This window comes from Halorussus marinus, from assembly GCF_004765795.1.
Classification (GTDB): Archaea; Halobacteriota; Halobacteria; order Halobacteriales; family Haladaptataceae; genus Halorussus; species Halorussus marinus.
On sequence record NZ_SBIV01000008.1, the window covers coordinates 159,086 to 175,866 of the forward strand.

The 16,781-nt window shown below is 68.3% G+C and carries 20 protein-coding genes; 7 read left to right on the forward strand and 13 right to left on the reverse strand.

The features are described from left to right. Positions 1-2: 2 nt before the first annotated feature. Complete coding sequence (locus tag EPY72_RS15795; RefSeq protein ID WP_135807049.1) at positions 3-419, reverse strand: DUF7344 domain-containing protein; 417 nt, start codon at positions 417-419, stop codon at positions 3-5. An 80-nt stretch (positions 420-499) separates the two neighbouring features. Beyond that, positions 500-646, reverse strand: coding sequence for a hypothetical protein (locus tag EPY72_RS19535; protein ID WP_167599409.1), 147 nt, complete (start codon positions 644-646; stop codon positions 500-502). Positions 647-757: 111 nt separating this feature from the next. Between EPY72_RS19535 and msrB the strand changes: the two genes are divergently transcribed. Then, a complete protein-coding gene (gene msrB, locus EPY72_RS15800) occupies positions 758-1,162 on the forward strand; it encodes a peptide-methionine (R)-S-oxide reductase MsrB (protein ID WP_135807050.1) in 405 nt (134 codons plus the stop codon). Between the two features lie 87 nt (positions 1,163-1,249). Here the strand turns inward: msrB and EPY72_RS15805 are convergent, their stop codons facing one another. Continuing rightward, entirely contained in the window at positions 1,250-1,486 is a 237-nt protein-coding gene (locus tag EPY72_RS15805) for a hypothetical protein (RefSeq protein WP_134669711.1), read from the reverse strand. 5 nt (positions 1,487-1,491) lie between these two features. Beyond that, entirely contained in the window at positions 1,492-2,301 is an 810-nt protein-coding gene (locus EPY72_RS15810; RefSeq protein WP_134669713.1) for a manganese catalase family protein, read from the reverse strand. Between the two features lie 127 nt (positions 2,302-2,428). On the opposite strand from EPY72_RS15810, the gene EPY72_RS15815 reads away from it, so the two are divergent. Both EPY72_RS15815 and EPY72_RS15820 read left to right on the forward strand, forming a co-directional pair. After that, positions 2,429-2,959 carry a hypothetical protein gene (locus EPY72_RS15815; RefSeq protein WP_134669715.1) on the forward strand — a complete coding sequence of 177 codons (531 nt, stop codon included), beginning with the start codon at positions 2,429-2,431 and terminating at the stop codon, positions 2,957-2,959. A gap of 43 nt (positions 2,960-3,002) precedes the next feature. Then, the gene (locus EPY72_RS15820; protein WP_134669717.1) at positions 3,003-3,392 is read left to right on the forward strand and encodes a pyridoxamine 5'-phosphate oxidase family protein; all 390 of its coding nucleotides are present in this window, start codon (positions 3,003-3,005) and stop codon (positions 3,390-3,392) included. On the opposite strand, the gene prf1 is transcribed toward EPY72_RS15820, so the two are convergent. The 6 genes from prf1 to EPY72_RS15850 form a co-directional block, all read right to left on the reverse strand. Further along, on the reverse strand, positions 3,389-4,498 hold the full coding sequence (gene prf1, locus EPY72_RS15825) for a peptide chain release factor aRF-1 (protein ID WP_134669719.1): 1,110 nt from the start codon (positions 4,496-4,498) through the stop codon (positions 3,389-3,391). The two genes, EPY72_RS15820 and prf1, sit on opposite strands and share 4 nt — an antisense overlap. Positions 4,499-4,662: 164 nt before the next feature. Beyond that, on the reverse strand, positions 4,663-5,292 hold the full coding sequence (locus EPY72_RS15830; protein WP_134669721.1) for a SprT-like domain-containing protein: 630 nt from the start codon (positions 5,290-5,292) through the stop codon (positions 4,663-4,665). Between the two features lie 61 nt (positions 5,293-5,353). Beyond that, positions 5,354-6,373: a deoxyhypusine synthase gene (locus tag EPY72_RS15835; RefSeq protein WP_135807051.1), complete on the reverse strand. Its 1,020-nt coding sequence runs from the start codon at positions 6,371-6,373 to the stop codon at positions 5,354-5,356. A 55-nt stretch (positions 6,374-6,428) separates the two neighbouring features. Continuing rightward, entirely contained in the window at positions 6,429-7,145 is a 717-nt protein-coding gene (locus tag EPY72_RS15840; RefSeq protein WP_244605605.1) for a bacteriorhodopsin, read from the reverse strand. Continuing rightward, complete coding sequence (locus tag EPY72_RS15845) at positions 7,142-9,463, reverse strand: methyl-accepting chemotaxis protein (protein ID WP_135807052.1); 2,322 nt, start codon at positions 9,461-9,463, stop codon at positions 7,142-7,144. Before EPY72_RS15845 ends, EPY72_RS15840 begins: the two co-directional genes overlap by 4 nt. Positions 9,464-9,827: 364 nt before the next feature. Then, positions 9,828-10,595, reverse strand: coding sequence for a Nif3-like dinuclear metal center hexameric protein (locus tag EPY72_RS15850; RefSeq protein ID WP_134669727.1), 768 nt, complete (start codon positions 10,593-10,595; stop codon positions 9,828-9,830). Between the two features lie 142 nt (positions 10,596-10,737). On the opposite strand from EPY72_RS15850, the gene EPY72_RS15855 reads away from it, so the two are divergent. Further along, a complete protein-coding gene (locus tag EPY72_RS15855) occupies positions 10,738-11,457 on the forward strand; it encodes a hypothetical protein (RefSeq protein WP_135807053.1) in 720 nt (239 codons plus the stop codon). Positions 11,458-11,542: 85 nt separating this feature from the next. Next, positions 11,543-12,268 (forward strand): ribosome assembly factor SBDS, encoded by a 726-nt coding sequence (locus EPY72_RS15860; protein WP_134669731.1) that lies wholly within the window; start codon positions 11,543-11,545, stop codon positions 12,266-12,268. 10 nt (positions 12,269-12,278) lie between these two features. On the opposite strand, the gene EPY72_RS15865 is transcribed toward EPY72_RS15860, so the two are convergent. From EPY72_RS15865 to EPY72_RS15875, 3 genes are all read right to left on the reverse strand, one after another. Further along, positions 12,279-12,599: an FUN14 domain-containing protein gene (locus tag EPY72_RS15865; protein ID WP_134669733.1), complete on the reverse strand. Its 321-nt coding sequence runs from the start codon at positions 12,597-12,599 to the stop codon at positions 12,279-12,281. A 165-nt stretch (positions 12,600-12,764) separates the two neighbouring features. Next, positions 12,765-14,075 carry a hydroxyacid-oxoacid transhydrogenase gene (locus EPY72_RS15870; protein WP_134669735.1) on the reverse strand — a complete coding sequence of 437 codons (1,311 nt, stop codon included), beginning with the start codon at positions 14,073-14,075 and terminating at the stop codon, positions 12,765-12,767. Beyond that, complete coding sequence (locus EPY72_RS15875) at positions 14,072-14,878, reverse strand: N-acyl homoserine lactonase family protein (RefSeq protein WP_134669737.1); 807 nt, start codon at positions 14,876-14,878, stop codon at positions 14,072-14,074. The genes EPY72_RS15870 and EPY72_RS15875 overlap by 4 nt, the downstream gene beginning before the upstream one ends. Positions 14,879-15,098: 220 nt before the next feature. On the opposite strand from EPY72_RS15875, the gene EPY72_RS15880 reads away from it, so the two are divergent. Both EPY72_RS15880 and hflX read left to right on the forward strand, forming a co-directional pair. Beyond that, positions 15,099-15,455 carry a DUF2209 family protein gene (locus EPY72_RS15880; RefSeq protein WP_134669739.1) on the forward strand — a complete coding sequence of 119 codons (357 nt, stop codon included), beginning with the start codon at positions 15,099-15,101 and terminating at the stop codon, positions 15,453-15,455. Beyond that, positions 15,452-16,747 carry a GTPase HflX gene (gene hflX, locus EPY72_RS15885; protein ID WP_134669741.1) on the forward strand — a complete coding sequence of 432 codons (1,296 nt, stop codon included), beginning with the start codon at positions 15,452-15,454 and terminating at the stop codon, positions 16,745-16,747. Before EPY72_RS15880 ends, hflX begins: the two co-directional genes overlap by 4 nt. Positions 16,748-16,781: the final 34 nt, after the last annotated feature.

The window sequence follows — 16,781 nt, forward strand, 5'->3', positions numbered from 1 at the left end:
ACCTAGAACTCCGAGAGCGTCGCGCTCGCCGACGCCCGGCGGAGGGTCAGCCCTTCGTCGGCCGCGGCGGCGGTGAGGTACTCGCGCAAGCGCCCCGAGTCGTCGCCGAGCCGGACGCTTCCCGTCTCGTGGTCGAACTCGACCGCACCGGCGTCGTCGAGCTTTGGCAGGTGGACGTGCCGGAGCGCGGTGGCGACGCGGGGGAGTTCGACGCCCTCGCGGGTCGCCACCTCGTCGGCGAGCGCCGAGACCTGAATCGGGCCGGGACGCCGGTACAACACGTACAGCGCGTTCCGTCGGCGCTCCGACCGCAACATCTCGAAGACCGCGTCCAGCGACCGATCGCGCGAGCCATGGCCCGCCCCGGACGGCTCGCTTGTCTGTTGTACCCCGGCAAAGGTGTTGGGAGTCTGACCCATGACTCTAGCGGCCGTATGTAGACCTTCATTATAAATCTACGTAGAACTGGCACGTCCGTGAAAATTTCCTCGTCGTGATATTACCACTCCCGATAGCTGAGTTCGTCGGCCTTGTTCGTGACCGCCCGCATCATACAGCCGTGACACACCCACAGGTCAGCGCCGGTCCGCGCGACCAGTCTGGTGCCGTCGGATTTGCGCTCCTCGCAGACGTCACACAACCGCATAGCTCCGGTTCGGCGCCGGAGGGTTTCAATCTCTCGCCCGGAGTCCCGGCGCCGGGGCGTCGGCTGTCGGACACGCGCAAGCCCTAACGGGCTCGCGCCCCTACGGATGGTATGAGCGGAGAGGCGACCGACGACGTGCCCGAGACCGACGCCGAGTGGCGCGAGCGACTGACCGACGAGGAGTACCGCGTGCTCCGCGAGCAGGGGACCGAGCGCCCGTTCTCCGGCGAGCACGTCGACCGCAAAGACGACGGCACGTACGCCTGTGCGGGCTGTGGGGCCGAACTGTTCGATTCGGACACCAAGTTCGAGTCGAACTGCGGGTGGCCCAGTTTCTACGACACCGACGACGACCGCATCGAGACCCGCGAGGACCGGTCCAACGGCATGGTCCGGACCGAGGTCGTCTGCGCGAACTGCGGCGGTCACCTCGGCCACGTCTTCGACGACGGCCCGGAGCCGACCGGCAAGCGCTACTGCATCAACTCGGTCGCGATGGACTTCGAGGGGGAGTGACCCGCGGCGCGTCGCTCGACTCGGCGGCGATCACCGAGCGGCGACGAGCGCGCTTGCGCCCGCACCGTCCGGGACTGTCGCGCGAGACTACACTCGCAACCGGACCGTCTGCTCGGTGATATCGGTCACGTAGCTGTCTTCGAGCCGGTGGACGTCCTGGTTCACCTGTCCGTCCCAGCCGAGTTGGGACACCGCGTCCCGGTCGGCGTCGGGGTCGACGCCGACGTGGAGGTCCCCGTCGCGCACGTCCTCGACCGTCCCCAGCCGCGTTCCGTTCTGGGCGAGGACCCGCTTGCCGACGTGGTCGTCGGAGAACGCCGCCATGGCGATCAGTTGACCTCGTTGTGCATCTCCTCGATTGCCTTTTCGAGGTCGGGTTCGCCCCCGCCGGGCTGGCGGCCGAACGAGAACTCCCCTTTACCGTCGAACGACGTGCCGGTGGTCCAGGGCTGTTCGGGGTCCTCGTGCTCCTCGCGGAACGTGGACATGAACTCGTAGTTGAACTCCTGGTTCTCTTTCTCTTGAGGGAAACTAGCCGGGACCGGGACGTGTTCGCCGAGGCTCTCGAGGGCGGCGTGCCACTGGTTCTGGTGCATGGTGTCCCGCGCGATCAGATACGACAGCATGTCCTCCATACCCGGGTCGTCGGTGATCTCGTAGAGCCGGCTGGCGAGCAGTCGCCCGGTCGACTCGGCCATCACGTTGGCGTACATGTCGGCCGCGAGGTTGCCGCTGGCGACGACGTAGTTGCCGGTGAACGGGGCGCCGTTGGCGTCGACCGGCATCGCGTTGAGCCCGGCCGAGAGGGCTTGGCGCGGTTGACCGCCGCTCAGCATCATGTCGATCACGGCGTCGTCGCGGGCCTGCTCGCGGACCTCCTCGGGCGCGCCTTCGAGGTTCTTCGCGATGGCGGTCGCGAGCATCTCGATGTGGCCCAGCTCCTCGACCGCGGTCTCCATCAGCAGGGTGCGGTACTCGGACATCTCCTTGGGCACGCCGAACGCCTGAAACATGTACTGGAGCGCGACCCGCATCTCGCCCTCGGCCCCGCCGACCGCCTGCTGGAGCATCTTCGCGAAGTACGGATCCGGTTCCTCGACCTCGACCTCGTACTGCAGTTCGTTGTCGTGGAAGAACATTCCGGGAACTGTTGCTACGCTAACGTTCTTAACGGTCGTGGCCACGTCTCACGATCCATTAATAACGGGCCTGATACCCGGACTCCCCGAGGCTTATGCGTGTCGGCCGGGTACTATCGACCGTCGCATGGAGGGAGCCGCCCAGCGGACGGGAACCGAGAAGCGCGAGTACGAGCGACTTCGGGCCAGCAAAAAGCGGCGCACGGGCAACGAGGAGGTCGCGACGGTTCGGGACGTGTTCGTCGGCGAGGAGCGGGTCGTCCTCACGCTCGGGTTCGAGTGGACGACCGACACCGAGCGGCTCGCCTACGATCTGGCCGACGACCGCGACGTCCTCAAGCTGGAGGCGCTCGCCGAGTCGCAGGGCTTCGAGTTCGAGCACGTCTCGTTTCTGGAGGGCGAGCGCTTGCCGGTGGTCGCCACCGAGGGCGGCTGGGTGCCGAGCGCCCACCGGGGGTACGCCCCCGACGAGGGGTCGGTCCGGGAGACGTTCGTCACCGAGTGCAGACTGCTGGCCCGCGAACTGGCTCAGACGCCCGGCGTCTTTCGCCGGCTGGTCCGGATCGGCCGGACGATGACCACCAGACAGCTGATCATCGCGGTCATCGTCGTCAAGAAGCTCCTCATCGTGGCGCTGGTGGCGTGGCTGGTGCTGTGATCCGGACCAAACCGTTTTGTCGGGGTCGGCCGTGTGTCGCGCCATGTCGAACCCGGTTCCCGAGGCCGCCGAACAGCTCCTGACCAGCGAGCCGCTGATGGCCCACTTCGGGACGTGTGCCGACGGCCGCCCGCACGTCGCCCCGGTGTGGTACCACTACGACGACGGCGTCGTGGAGGTGCTGACCGGCGGCCGGAAGCTCGCGAACGTCCGACAGAACCCGCGGGTCGCGATCTCGGTCCAGAAAGACGAGGGCGGGCGCGCCGAGTGGATGGTGTCGCTCCGCGGCACCGCGACCGTCCTCGAAGACGAGGACGCCCGCCGCGAGGCCGCCGCCCGCATCAACCCGAAGTACGACGCCGACCCCGACGAGTACCCCGAGAACCTGCTGGTCCGGGTCGAGGTCGGGTCCGCGAGCTACCAGACCTACTAGTCGATCGGGAACCGGAGGAGCGCGCCCGCGCCCCCGAACCCGTCGCGGAACTGGACGCCCCGCTCGAAGTCCTCGGGGACGACCAGACAGTCCCCGCCCGCTTCGGTCGCACGCTCCTGTAACTCCCGGACATCGGCGATCGATTGGGCCCCGGAGACCAGCAGGGTCTCGACCGCGTCGTACTCCAGCGCCGTCTCCACGTCCTCGCGGCCGTAGACGACGTCCCCGTCGTCGCCGTCGTGAAGCGCCTCGAAGAAGCGATCGAGCGCCGCGTCGGTCTCGCGGCGTTCCTCGTCTTCGATGCGATCCGTGGCCTTCTCGGCGAGTTCGCGGAGCCCCTGCTCGGAGGCGTACTCGACCGAGAACGTGTCGACCAGCGCCTCGCGGAGGCGGTGATCGAGGTGGTCGCCCTCCCGGAAGTCCTCGGCCGTGACGGTCGTTCCGCCGAGCACCAGCCCCTCGACCGTCGTCTCGGCGCTGGCCGACTCGGCGGCGTGCTCGCCGAGGAACGCCCGCCGGGCCTCGTCGGCGACCGTCTCGAAGAACTCCTCTTTCTGGCGTTCGCGGTCGCGCTCGAACCGGTCGGCCGACTGGCCGCCGGCCTTCGTCTTGCCCATCACGTCGCTGTCGATCGTCTCGACGACCGTCACCGAGTCGCCGGCGGTCAGACCGAGCGCCGCGCCGCCGCGCTCGACCACCAGCAGGCCGTAGGTGCCCGACGACTCGGCGACCGCGTCGAGCGGACCGGGGTCGAACTCGTTGTCCCGGACGTACTGGTACTCCGGGACCGGCGTCGGCAAGTCGTCGAAGACGTAGTCGACGACCTCGCCGTCGACGACCCCCGCGTAGACGACGAGCCCGGATTCGGGAGTCCCGTCGTACCCCTGCACGACCCGCCGGACGCGTTCGAGCGCCCGACGAACCGCCTTGTCGGACTCGTCGGCGTCGATGTACTCGGCTTGGGCCCGATCTTCCTCGATCCGTTCGAGCGCCGCCCCGAGGGACTCGTCGGGCGGCACCGCGAGGGTCACCAGATCGTCGCCGTTCGCGCTCGCCGCCCGAACGCGTTCGATGCGCTCGCGGAGCTCGTGGCTCTCGACGTTCATCGGCGATCGGCTACCCTCCCGCGGAGGGTCGGGGCTGTCTCGTCGGCGGGCGCCGGCCGGGAGTCGAGTGGGTCGTCCATCGTCGGGGTGACGACCCGGCGGGTCAAAGGCCTGCGGGCCGGAACGAGCCGACTCGCCTCGCGACACTGCCGCGCACTCGGAACTCACTCGCCGTCGCGCGACCGGGAACACTCGACGCTCGCCTCACAACAGGACGAACGGTACCGCTCGGGCTCGCGGACGATAGCACACTCCCGATACCGTCGTCCGACCACCGTACCGCACGCCGAACACCGGAGGACGTACTTCGGGTCCGCGAACGGCCGACACCGGACCGCGGCGTCGACCGCCTCGGCGCGCTCGCGGAACGCGGCGCCGTGGTCGGTCGTTCCGAACCGCTGGAACTGCTCGACGTGGATCAGTTCGTGGCGGAGCGTCGCGGCCCACTCCGCCCGGTCGAACGCCTCGTAGGCCGCCCACGTCAGCGACACCGTACACCGCCGCGGGTCGGTCCCGTCGGCCCAGTCGCCGGCGAGCGACGCCCAGTCGAGGGGGTCGCCGATCTCCGCGTCCGGGATCTTCGGTCGCTTGACCGCGGCCGCCCGGCGCTTCGCGCGGGTCGAGACCTCCCAGTCGAGCCGGGAGAACGCCACGTCGAGGCCGTACTCGCGGGCGGCCTCGCGGCAGTAGGCCCGCGAGGCCGGAATCAGCTCCTCCCGACGCCCGACCGCGCCGAGCGCCCGCTCGGTCGGGGAGGGCGACTCGGGCGCGTCGATCGCCTCGAACGCTGTCATCCGTCGGCGGACGCGACGCAGTCGGGGCTCATCGGTCTCCCGGCTTCGCGGGCCGGGTCGATCACTCGATCCGTTCGCGGGCGGCCGCGACCACCAGCGGCAGGGTGATCGTCGCGTCGGCGTACACCGAGGCGTTGCGCGCGGCCTTCTCCAGCTTGCCCCACGAGCGGGCCTCGTCGAGCGTCGCGCCCGAGAGGCCGCCGGTCTGGGGCGGGTCCATCGTGAGCTGGACCGCGTAGTCGTAGGCGTCGGGCGCGACCAGCATGGTCTGGAGGACGTAGTTCTTCGGGACGCCGCCGCCGACCACCACCGCGCCGGCCTCCTCGGCCTCGAACGCCTGATCGGTGATGGTCGTCATGTCCGCGAGCGCGTCGAGCGAGAACTCCGACGTCTGGGAGTACATCCACGCCTGCAGGCCGAGCACGGAGTCTTGAACCGCCGGACAGTAGATCGGCACGTCGTTCTCGGAGGCCGCGGCCGCGATTCCCGGCCCCTCGTCGATCTCCTCGCGGGCGTTGACCTCGCTGTTCGCCCGGCCGAGCGCCTCGGTGAACCGCTGGATGCTGACGACGCCCTCCGCTTCGAGCGGCGGGAACACCTCGGATCGAAGGTGGTTCTCGAACAGCGCGAAATGCTCCTGGGGGAGATAGACGTTGTATATCCGGTCGACCTGCTCGTCCCGAAGCCGTTCGTCGTGTTCGCGGGGCGTCTTGTCCGGCGCTTCTTCCGATCCATGGTGGTGCTTGCCGCCGATTGCCTCGATCGCGTCGTGGGTCAGGTTCGCACCAGTGGTGACCAGCGCGTCGATGTGGCCGTCCCGAATCAGATCGGCGACGATCCGTCGCATCCCGGTCGGCACCATCGCGCCCGCGAGTCCGAAGAAGGTGGTCACGTCGTCGTCGAGCATCTCGGCGTAGACGTCGACCGCCTCGTGGAGGTCGGCCGCGCCGATGCCCGCCGCGCCGTACTCGTCGACGAGCTCGCCGACGGTCATCCCCGCCCGCGCCTCGGCGTGGGCGATGGGGTCGTGGCGGAACTCCTCGCGGTGGGGCTCGTGGGCGTCGTCGTGGTCGTCGCTCATGGTCCGACGTGTGAGGTCCAGCGGCTTGAACGCCGCGGTACGAAAAAGAGCGCGGTCAGTCGGCGGTCGACAGCTCGGCCGAGTCGGCGAGCGCCGCGCCCGTCCGGAGCTGGTCGAGCGCGTCGGCGCCGTTGACCGCCATCGCCACGAACCCGACCTTGCTGATGAGGTCGAGGTAGGTGACGACCATGATCTCGGTCCCCGGCTGGAGCAGTCCGGCCCCGAGCGGCCCGAGGATCCACACGACCGGGTAGAGCGTCCACAGCACCACGGTCAGGTTCCGGAGCTTGGTGAACACCGCATCGACCCGATCGCCGTGGAGGGTGGCCTGCTGGGGCAACACCACGACCAGCAGGTAGAGCAGTCCCACGTAGGCCACACAGCCGACGACGTACGCGGCGAGGCCGTAGGGGTCCGGCAACAGTCCGGCGGCCACGCCCGCACCGATGACGACCACGTCGACCCCGACAAGCGCGGTGTAGATTCGCCGGTCGGGCCGACAGAGCATCCCGAGGAACAACACCAAAAGCGGCGTCGTCACGAGCCAGTCGACGTACCGGGGGACGTACAGCACGCCCTCGCCGACCGGAATCCGCCCGATGTCGAAGAACATCGCCAGATACGCGACCGCCGCGAACCCGGTGACGCCCGCCAGCACCGCGTAGTAGGCCCGATCGCGGGGGTCGGTCGCGAGCCGCCACAGCGGCGGTACGGTCCCGGCCGCCATCCCGATCGTTCCCAGCAGGAACCACACCGACGTGAGGTCGATCACGCGTCGTTCACCTCCGCGGACTGGAAGTCGGTCTCGTCCATCGGCCCGGCGCCCTGCGCGACCCGGAAGTCGTCGAGGAGCCGGGAGAGTTCGGCAGAGCGTTCGGCGAGGTCTTCGGCGTCCTCGCTGACCGACGCGAGCGTCTGAGTCTGTTGCTCGGCGGCGTCGGCGACGCCCTCGGCCTGACTCGCGGTCTCCTCGCTGATCGAGGCGACCTCGTCGACCATCTCGACGACCGCGCCCGAGGAGTCGGCCTGGGCCTCGGTCGCCTCGTGGATCTCCTGAATCCGTCGGTCGGTCTCCTCGACGTACTCGGCGATCTCTTCGAGCGCGTCGATCGCGCCCTCGACCGTCTCGACGCCGGCCGAGATGCGGTCGCTCGTCTCGTGCATCCCCTCGACGGACCGCTCGGTCTTGGCCTGCACCCGCTCGATGCGGCCCTCGATCTCGGCGGCCGATTCTTTGGTCTCCTCGGCGAGCGCCTTCACTTCGTCGGCGACGACCGCGAAGCCCTCGCCGCCCGCCTCGGTGCGTGCGGCCTCGATAGATGCGTTGAGCGCGAGCATGTTGGTCTGTTCGGCGATCTCGGTGATGACCTCCACGACGTCGCCGATCGCGGCCATCTCCTCGTCGAGTTCCTCGATCTCGGAGGCGGTCTGTTCGGTCGCCTCCTCGACGGCGTCCATCTCGGCGAGGGCGTCCTCGGCGGCCTCGCGGCCGAGTTCGCCCGCGGCGGCCGCCTGCTCGGAGGTGGCCGCGACCTCCTCGACGGTCGCCGCGACCTCCTGAGCGCTCGACGAGAGGGTGTTCATCTCGTCGGCGACCTCGCCGAGGTGGTCGGTCTGGCGGGTCGCGCCGGCCGAGATCTCCGACACCGATTCGCTGACCTCCTCGCCGGTCGCCATCACGTCCTCGGCGCTCTCCTCGACGTCGACGACCGCGTTCGAGACGTGCGAGGAGAACCGCTTGACGTTGGCGACGGTCCGCTCGATGTCGACGAGCATGTCGTTGAGCGACTCGCCGATGGCGACCATCGCGTCGCTCCGGCTCTCGGGTTCGACCCGGACGCTGAGATCGCCGTCGGCGGCCGCGTTCATCACCTCCTCGTAGTGGCTCGCCTTGGTTTCGAGGTGCGTCGACAGCGTCTGGGCCTCCTCGCGTTCGGCCTCGGCCTTCTCGCGTGCGGTCTCGGCCTCGGCTTTCGCGGCTTCGGCCGCTTGGCGGGCTTCGCGGGCCTCGGTTATCTGTTCGCGAAGCGAGTCGCGCATGCCGGCGAACGACTTGTACAGCGTGCCGAACTCGTCGGTCCGCGGGGTCTCGAGTTCGACGTCGAGGTCGCCGTCCTCCATCGCCCGGGCCTTCCGGGAGAGCTGGCGAAGCGAGATGACGGTGTTGCTCCCGACCGAGACGCCCACGAGCCCGAGGCTCACCACCGCGATCAGGATGAGCCCGAGGATGTTCGACGTGACGGTCTCGCTGAGGGCGTAGGCCTCGCTCGCCGGCGCGTGGACCACGACCACCCAGTCCGACGACGACATCGGAGCGTAGGCCATCAGAGTCCCGCCGTCCATCTCCATGAAGCCGGTCTCGCCAGCGAGCCCGTTCTCGACCGCCATGCTGTCGGCGCCGCCGTGATGCTGGGTCAGCAGTTTCTCGCCGTCGGGGTGTGCGATGAAGTGCCCCGTCGAGTTGAGAACCGCGGTGTAGCCGCCCTCGACGCCGCCGGTCACCGACGCGGTGCGCTTTTCGATGTTCACCATATAGATAACGCGCTTGTCGGGTCGATCGGCGACCGGCGAAATCACCGCCACGACCGGGAAGTCGACGGCCGGCACCGTGAACGGCGAGGAGACGTAGACGTCGTCGCCGTCGAACGACGGCGGATCGGCGGCGAACGGCGCGCCCTGCTCGGCCGGGCTGACGCCGGTCATCGCGTCGCTCGAACTCGCCACGATCGTTCCCTCGGCGGCGTCGTAGTAGTGGACCGCGACCACGCCATCAGGCGTCTTTCCGTCCTCGACCAGTCCCGAGACGTGCGAGTCGATCGCGTCGGTGTCGCCCGTCCGAAGGGTGGGGTGGTCCGCGGTCATCCGCGTCTGGGACTTCACGCTCGAGAGCCACGTATCGAGGTTGTCCGCCCGCGACTCCGAGAGCGCGCTCAACTCTTCCTGTACGTCGGTCCGTACCTGATCGGCGGTCTGGGCCTGAACCACCGCGCCCACCGCGACCGTGAGCGCGACGATCGACACCAGCGCGACCGCCAACTTCAACGCGTAGCTTCGTCGAATACGCTCGACGATTGACGATCCTTGTTCCATCTATTGTGTCTTATTCTGGATATTTGGATTGATACAGTATAAGCGTACGTGGTCGTATCATTGGTGATAATCACGCTCTGGGGACCGATACGTCGCTCGAAAAGCGGTGTTGCCAACTACCGCGGGGGCCCGCGTGACGGCGGTCGGTCGCCAGCGGCGGTTCAATTAGCCGCAACCGTGAGGTTCGGCTGTTGGGGCCGGTTGGCCGCGGCCCGTGTCCGGCGAGAACCGTCGCGTGACCGATAGCTCCGGCAACCGCAGGGGTTGTTGAAACCCGGCGGACACGTAAATCAACTTCGCCGGAGGGGTTTTAATAGTATCCCTTTCGACCGCGTCCGACGAGCGACGCCACGCCCGGCGGCGGTCAGAGCCCGGTCGGCGCGTCGACGAACGTCGTCTCCAGCCCCCAGTCTTCGGCGAGCGCCTGTAGCGAGCGCACGCCGAACGTCTCGGTCGCGTAGTGGCCGGCCAGAAACACGGTGAGCCCGGCTTCTCGGGCCTCGTGGTAGGCCTTCTGCTTGCCCTCGCCCGTGATCAGGGCGTCGACGCCCTTCCGGGCGGCCTCGTCGATCCAGTCGACCCCGCTCCCGGTGACGACCGCGACGTCCTCGATGCGCTCGGGGCCGAACTCCAGCACGCGGACGCCCTGCCCGAAGTGATCGAGTTCCGCCTCCAGCGTCTCGCGCATCCGGTCGGTCGGCACCGGGTCGGGCGTGCGACCGCGCTGGCCGACGTGTTCGGGGCCCAGCTCGCCGAACGGCTCGCGGTCGCCGAGGTCGAACACGTCGGCGACGCCGGCCGCGTTGCCCAGTTCGGGGTGGGCGTCGAGCGGGAGGTGTGCGACGTACAGCGCCAGATCGTTCTCGACGAGCGGTGCGATGCGACCGTACGCCCGGCCGGTCACGCGCTCGATGCCGCCCCACGAGACGCCGTGGTGGACGACGAGCGCGTCGGCACCGCGGTCGGCGGCCGTCTCGATCGTCTGCTCTGCGGCGTCCACCGCGAACGCCGCGGTCTCGACCTCCCGGTGGTCGGGGCCGACCTGGAGGCCGTTGGCGCTGGCGTCCACGTCGGCGAAATCGCCCGTGCGTAGCTTCTCGTCGTATCGCGCGGTGAGGTCGGCGAGGTCCATGCGTGAGGTGTGTGGCCGGGAGGGGCTTGTATCTGTATGACTCGACGCTTCGTCGACGAGGTCGGGGCCGCGGGTCCGACCGCCCGCTTAATTGATAACAGTTAACACACACCGGGTCGAAGGTCGTCGGGGTGCAACGGGAGTGACAGACGACATATCGCGTCGGCGAGTGCTCGAACTGGGGGGTGCGGTGCTCGGCGGTGGCTTCGCGACCGGGACGACCGGAGCCGACCAAGCGCAGTTCGAGGCCGAGATACAGGGATGGGTGATACGCGGCGACCGGACCGAGATCACCGGGCGGGTGAGCGTCGTCGAGGCGTTTCAGCACCGGGGAATGAACCTGTGTAACGACGGGAAGGTCTATCGGTGTCGGACGTGCGAGAGAGTAGCGTTCTACCTCCTCGTGGCGAACGGCGCCTCGGAGCCGACGCCCGGCGACAGGTACCGCGTCGAGTCGACCGGAGAGGAGAGTAGGTGTGGCAACGTCCGCGTTCGCCTCCGCGCCGGCGCGGAATGTGGCGACAGCGGTGGCACGCCGGAGAACACGTCGACTCGATCCGACGGCGACGGTCCGGAATCGCAGTCAACCGAGGAACCGGAAACACGGTCAGCCGACGGTCGCACGACGACCGGCGATCCGGAACCGCCCTCGACTGACGATCCGGAAACGACAACGACTGACGATCCGGAACCGCCCTCGACCACCGTCGAAGCCGACTCCGAGACGGCCCCCGCCGGCGAGCAGGCGGACCCCGCGACGACCGACGCCGCCGCGAGGACGACACCCGAGCCAGCACCGGCGCCGACGAGCGAGGCGACGCGACTCCCGACGGACACCGAGACGACGACCGACGGGGACTGAGGGCGCCGATCGGCGAGCGTCGCGTCGGCCGAACCCCTCGGCGTGCAGGAAAAAGTTGTTTAGCCGGGGGGGAGTACCGTACGGTATGATACCACTCGAAGAAGCGGTGACCGCGCGCCTCGAATCCCACGGCGAGCGGTTCGAAGTGCTGGTCGACCCCGACGCCGCGCTCGCGATCAAGCGCGGGGAGTTCGACGGCGACCTCGAAGACGTCATCGCGGCCGAGGACGTCTTCGAGGACGCGAGCCGGGGCGACCGCCCCGCCGAGAGCGCGCTCGAAGAGGTGTTCGACACGACCGAGCCCCTCGAAGTCATCCCCGAAGTCATCGAGCGCGGGGAGATTCAGATCACCGCCGAACAGCGCCGCGAGATGCAAGAGCAAAAGCACAAGCAGTTGGTCAACCGGATCACGCGCAACGCGGTCAACCCCCAGATGGACAACGCGCCCCACCCGCCCGAGCGGATCGAGAGCGCTCTGGAGGAGACCGACTTTCGCATCGACCCGATGGAGCCGGTCGAGACGCAGGTCGACGACGCGCTCGACGCGCTCCGGCCGGTGATCCCGATCCGGTTCGACGAGGTCACCATCGCGGTCCAGGTGCCGGCCGACTACGCCGGGAGCGCCCAGTCCCAAATCCGGCAGTTCGGCGAGCTCGAACGCGAGGAGTGGCAGAACGACGGCTCGTGGGTCGGCGTACTCACGTTCCCGGCGGGGATGCAAAACGAGTTCTACGATCTGGTCAACGAGATCACGAGCGGCGAGGCCGAGACCCAGATCATCAAGGACGAAGACGAACTGCAGACGCGGTGAGCGCGGGAAACTATCCCTTCCGGAAGCCGACCATGAAGCCGCCGGTGAACCCGGCGCCGATCGAGAGCGTCGAGATGACCGAAGTCAGCCACGAGGGCGGGGTGCCGTTCTGTGCGACTTCGCCGGTCTTCAGCACCCCGGCCGAGAGCCGGTCCCAGTCGACCGTGAGGATGCCCCGAGATTCGAGGAATTTGAACAGCGCGAGTTCGATGCCGACGATCACCGCGATGAGCTTCGCGATCTTTTTCGCCGCGAACCCGATCACGCCGCCGATGACGGCGCCCGAGCCGAATTCCAGCCCGAGTTGCTGGGGGTCGATTCCGAGTTCCATGGCCGGATGATCTAAGTACTACGTTAAGACTTTTGTGGGTTAGAGAGGTTCGGCGCTGAACGTTTCTGGGTCGGTCGACGATCCCGGAGTTCGGGGAACGGGCGTTCGATTCGGGGCGGGCTTTCGACCCGACCCCGAGCGATCGACGCCGACGCCGAGCCGAGATTACCAGTTGTAGAGGGCGTCGGTGAAGATCTCCTCGGCGTCTTCTTTCGTCACCGGTCGGGGGTTGCACCGAAGCAGACGCTTTTGGGTCTCGACGGTCTGGTCGGCGAGCCAGCCCACGTCCTCCTCGGTGATGCCCGCCAGCTCGTTGAGACCGCTCGGCAGGACGTTGAGGTCTCGCTGTAACCGGACGTACTCCTCTTTCGCGCGGTCGGCGGCCTCGCGCGTGCTCACGCCGTCGGTCTCGGCGCCCAGCATCTCCGCGATCCGCGCGAAGCGTTCTGGGTCGCTCGCGGCGTTGTACCCGAGCGTGCTCGCGGGGGTGAGCGCGGCGATCGTCTCGCCGTGGTAGGTGTGGTACTTGTTTCCGACCGGATACGCCATCGCGTGACAGAGGCTCGCGCCGGCGGTCAGTCCGGCGATGGCGCCGAACAGCGCCCCCTTCAGCATCTTCGAGCGGGCCTCCAGATCGTCGCCGTTGTTGACGACCCGCCGGACGTTGTTCGACAGCAGTCGGATCGCCCGTTCGCTGAACGCCTCGGTGAAGTCGGTCCGGCCGGCGTACACCGGTCGTTCGGCCGGGTCAGACGGCCGGAGCAGGTCGTCGTAGCGGTGGGTCGTGTACCCCTCGATGGCGTGGCCGAGCGCGTCCATCGCGGTCTTGGCGGTCACGTCGGCGGGCAGAGTCGTCGTGAGCGTCGGGTCGAGCACCGCGGCGTCGGCCCGGACGTGGTGGCTCGAAATGGCCTCCTTGATGTCTTTGTCCTCGACCGAGAGGATGGCGACCGGCGAGATTTCGGCCCCGGTGCCCGCGGTCGTCGGCATCAACACGAGCGGCGGCCCCGACTCGGTCAGGTCCTCGCCGCGGCCGGTGGGCTCGGCGACGTAGTCGAGGATCTCACCGCCGTTGGCGGTGACCGCCCGGGTCGTCTTCGCGATGTCGATACAGCTCCCGCCGCCGAGCCCGACGTAGAAGTCGTAGCCGTCCTCGCCGCGCTCGTCGCGGACGAACGAGATGCACGACTCGACGGTCTCGATCGAGGGCTCGCGTTCGGCGCCGTCCCAGACGTCGACGCCGAACCCGGCGGCCTCGAGCTGGTCGGTGACCCGATCGGCGTGACCGAGGTCGACGAGCGTCTGGTCGGTCACCACCAGTCCGGCGGCGCCCTCGGCCGCGCCGAGGTCCCCGAGCTGAAATCCGAGCTCTTCGACGGCGTTCGCGCCGAACCTGATCTCGGGCATCTGGATGTGCCAGACAGTCTCGGAGCCGAGTTCGTGGGCCGACGCCGAGACCGAGCGGTCGTAGCTCACTGGCCCCACCCCGAGCGGATCGCCTCGAACTGGTCGGGGTCGTGGCCGTACACCACCTCGGCGTCGTGGGTCCGCTGGAGGTCCTTGATGCGCTGGAGGCTCTCGAACCAGTCGCGTTTCGCCCAGGTCAGCGGGCCGCCGAGGGGCTGTTCGTCCTCGTAGTTCTCCGACTGGTACACCTCGTCGCCGGTGAAGATGACCGTCCCGTCGCCGTCGAGGTGGATCACGGTTCCGGTCAGCCCCGGGGTGTGGCCCGGGAACCGGACGAACTCCACGTCCTCGAAGTGCTTTTCTCGGTCGCGGTGGAGGACCCGCCAGTTGAGGTCCCGATCGAAGTCCTCGAGGACGTACGCGTCGCTTCCCTTCGAGGTCTTTGCGCTGTAGTACGCGAACTTGAGCTCTTCTTCGTGGACGAAGATCGGCACGTCCGTCCCCTCGAAGAACTCCAGTCCGCCCGCGTGGTCGAGGTGGAGGTGGGTCTGGAACACGTAGTCGATGTCGTCGAGCGCGTACCCCGCGGCCTCGAGGTCGTCGTCCAGCCGGTGGTCCCGGACGTCGTGGGGGTAGAACGCCTGGAGGAGCCCCTCGGGCCAGTAGCCGTCGAGCGCCTCGTGGTGCGAGCCGGTGTCCCAGAGGATCGTCCCCTCGGGGTGGTCGATCACGAGGCTCCACACCGGAATCTCGACGTAGTCGGTGTCGGGGTTCGGCGCGTCGTGGGAGCCGATGGTGTTCGCCTCGACGAGGTAGTTGAGGTCGCACTTGAGTCCGCCGCGGTCGAGCACGTCGACGGTTGCCTGAACCATGTTGCGAACGGTACGTCGGATGTCAGTATCATAAACTTTCTGTGCGTGTTAACTTATCCGGGTGCGAATACGTACGCTGGAAACCGATCCCGGGATGCGTTCGGACGATGGAGCGCGAAACGAAAAGTCGGATTCAAAAGGCCCGACGACGTACCCGGGGGTATGGGCACCGTGGGTGCGCCAACCGAGGTGAAGGGCCGGCGCGGCTGAGGTCGTCGGCGTGGACGTGAGCGGCCGCCACGAGGAGGACGGCGAGTACCTCATGGTGGCCGCGGCCGTCCACGCGGTCGTCGGCGCTACCGCTCCGCGGAGCGTCGAGGGGATGGGCTTTGCCACCGACCGCAGTCCGCCGACCTTCGAGAACGTCGCCCGACTCGTCGCCGACGCGGTCGCCGACCTCCCCGCGCCGCCCGACGGCCCCGTGGTCGCCGAGCGCGGCGAGTTCTACGAGGAGCCCGAGTGGGAGGTCGCGCCGTTTTTCGACACGGAGTTCAAGTACGTCGAAAGCATAGCTCAACGCGAGACAGTGCAGGCCGCACACCACGCCGCGTACGCCGCCCGAAAACTGCTCTTATGAAAGCGATAATCGCAAAGCGAGTCGACTCAGGCACGCCAGACACCGAGGAGATCCGCGACCTGACCCGCGCCGCGGGCTACGACGTGGTCGCGGAGTTCACCCAGACGCGCACCGAGGACGCCGCGCTCCAGATCGGCGAGGGGAAAGCCGAGGAGCTGGCGGCGGCCGTCGCCGACACCGGCGCGGAGGTCGTGGTCTTCGACAACGAGCTCGGGCCGTACCAGACGTACAATCTGGGCCAGAAGCTCCCCGATGGCGTCAAGGTGATCGACCGGTTCCGGCTCATCCTCGAGATCTTCGGCCAGCGCGCACAGACCCGGAAGGCCCAGCTCCAAGTCGAGCTCGCCGAGCTCCGGTACGAACTGCCGCGTGCGGAGGCCAAGACCAGCCTCGCCAAGCGCGACGAGCGCCCGGGGTTCATGGGACTGGGCGAGTACGACGAGAGCCGCGAGCAGGACATCAAAGACCAGATCTCCCGGATCAACGACGAGCTAGACTCCATCGCCCGGACCGAGGCCGACCGCCGCGACCGGCGCCGCGAGTCGGGGTTCGATCTGGTGGCGATGGCGGGCTACACCAACGCCGGCAAGTCGACGCTGATGCAGAGCCTCGCGGCCGACATCGAACTGGGCGAGAACGACGACCTCCACCCCGACCTCGACACCACCGCCGAGGCACAGGACCGGCTGTTCACGACGCTCGGCACCACCACCCGGAAGATGGACATGGACCGCCGGGACGTGCTGTTGACCGACACGGTCGGGTTCATCAGCGACCTGCCCCACTGGCTGGTCGAGTCGTTCAAGTCCACCCTCGATGCGGTGTACTACGCCGATCTGGTGTTGCTCGTCGTCGACGTGAGCGAGCCGATCGACGAGATCCGCGAGAAGCTGGTCACCTGCCACGACACCCTCTACGAGCGCAACGAGGCGCCGATCGTCACGGTACTCAACAAGATCGACGCGGTGAGCGACGCGGAGCTCGAAGAGAAACGCGAGGCCCTCTCGGCGCTCGCGCCCGATCCGATCGCAGTCTCGGGCAGAGAACAGCTCAACCTCGACGACCTTCGGGCCCGGATCGACGCCGAGCTCCCCGACTGGCGGCGCGAGCGGCTGGTCCTCCCGATGACCGACGACACCATGAGCGCGGTGTCGTGGATCCACGACCACGCGCGGGTCGACGACGTGACCTACGCCGACGACGAAGTGGTCGTCGACTTCGAGGCCCGGCCCTCGGTCGTCGAACGGGCGCGGGCGAAGGCCGGCGATCTGGCGTCCGCGCCCTCGGCGTGAGCGGCGCTCTCGGCCCGGTTTTTCTCGCCCGGCG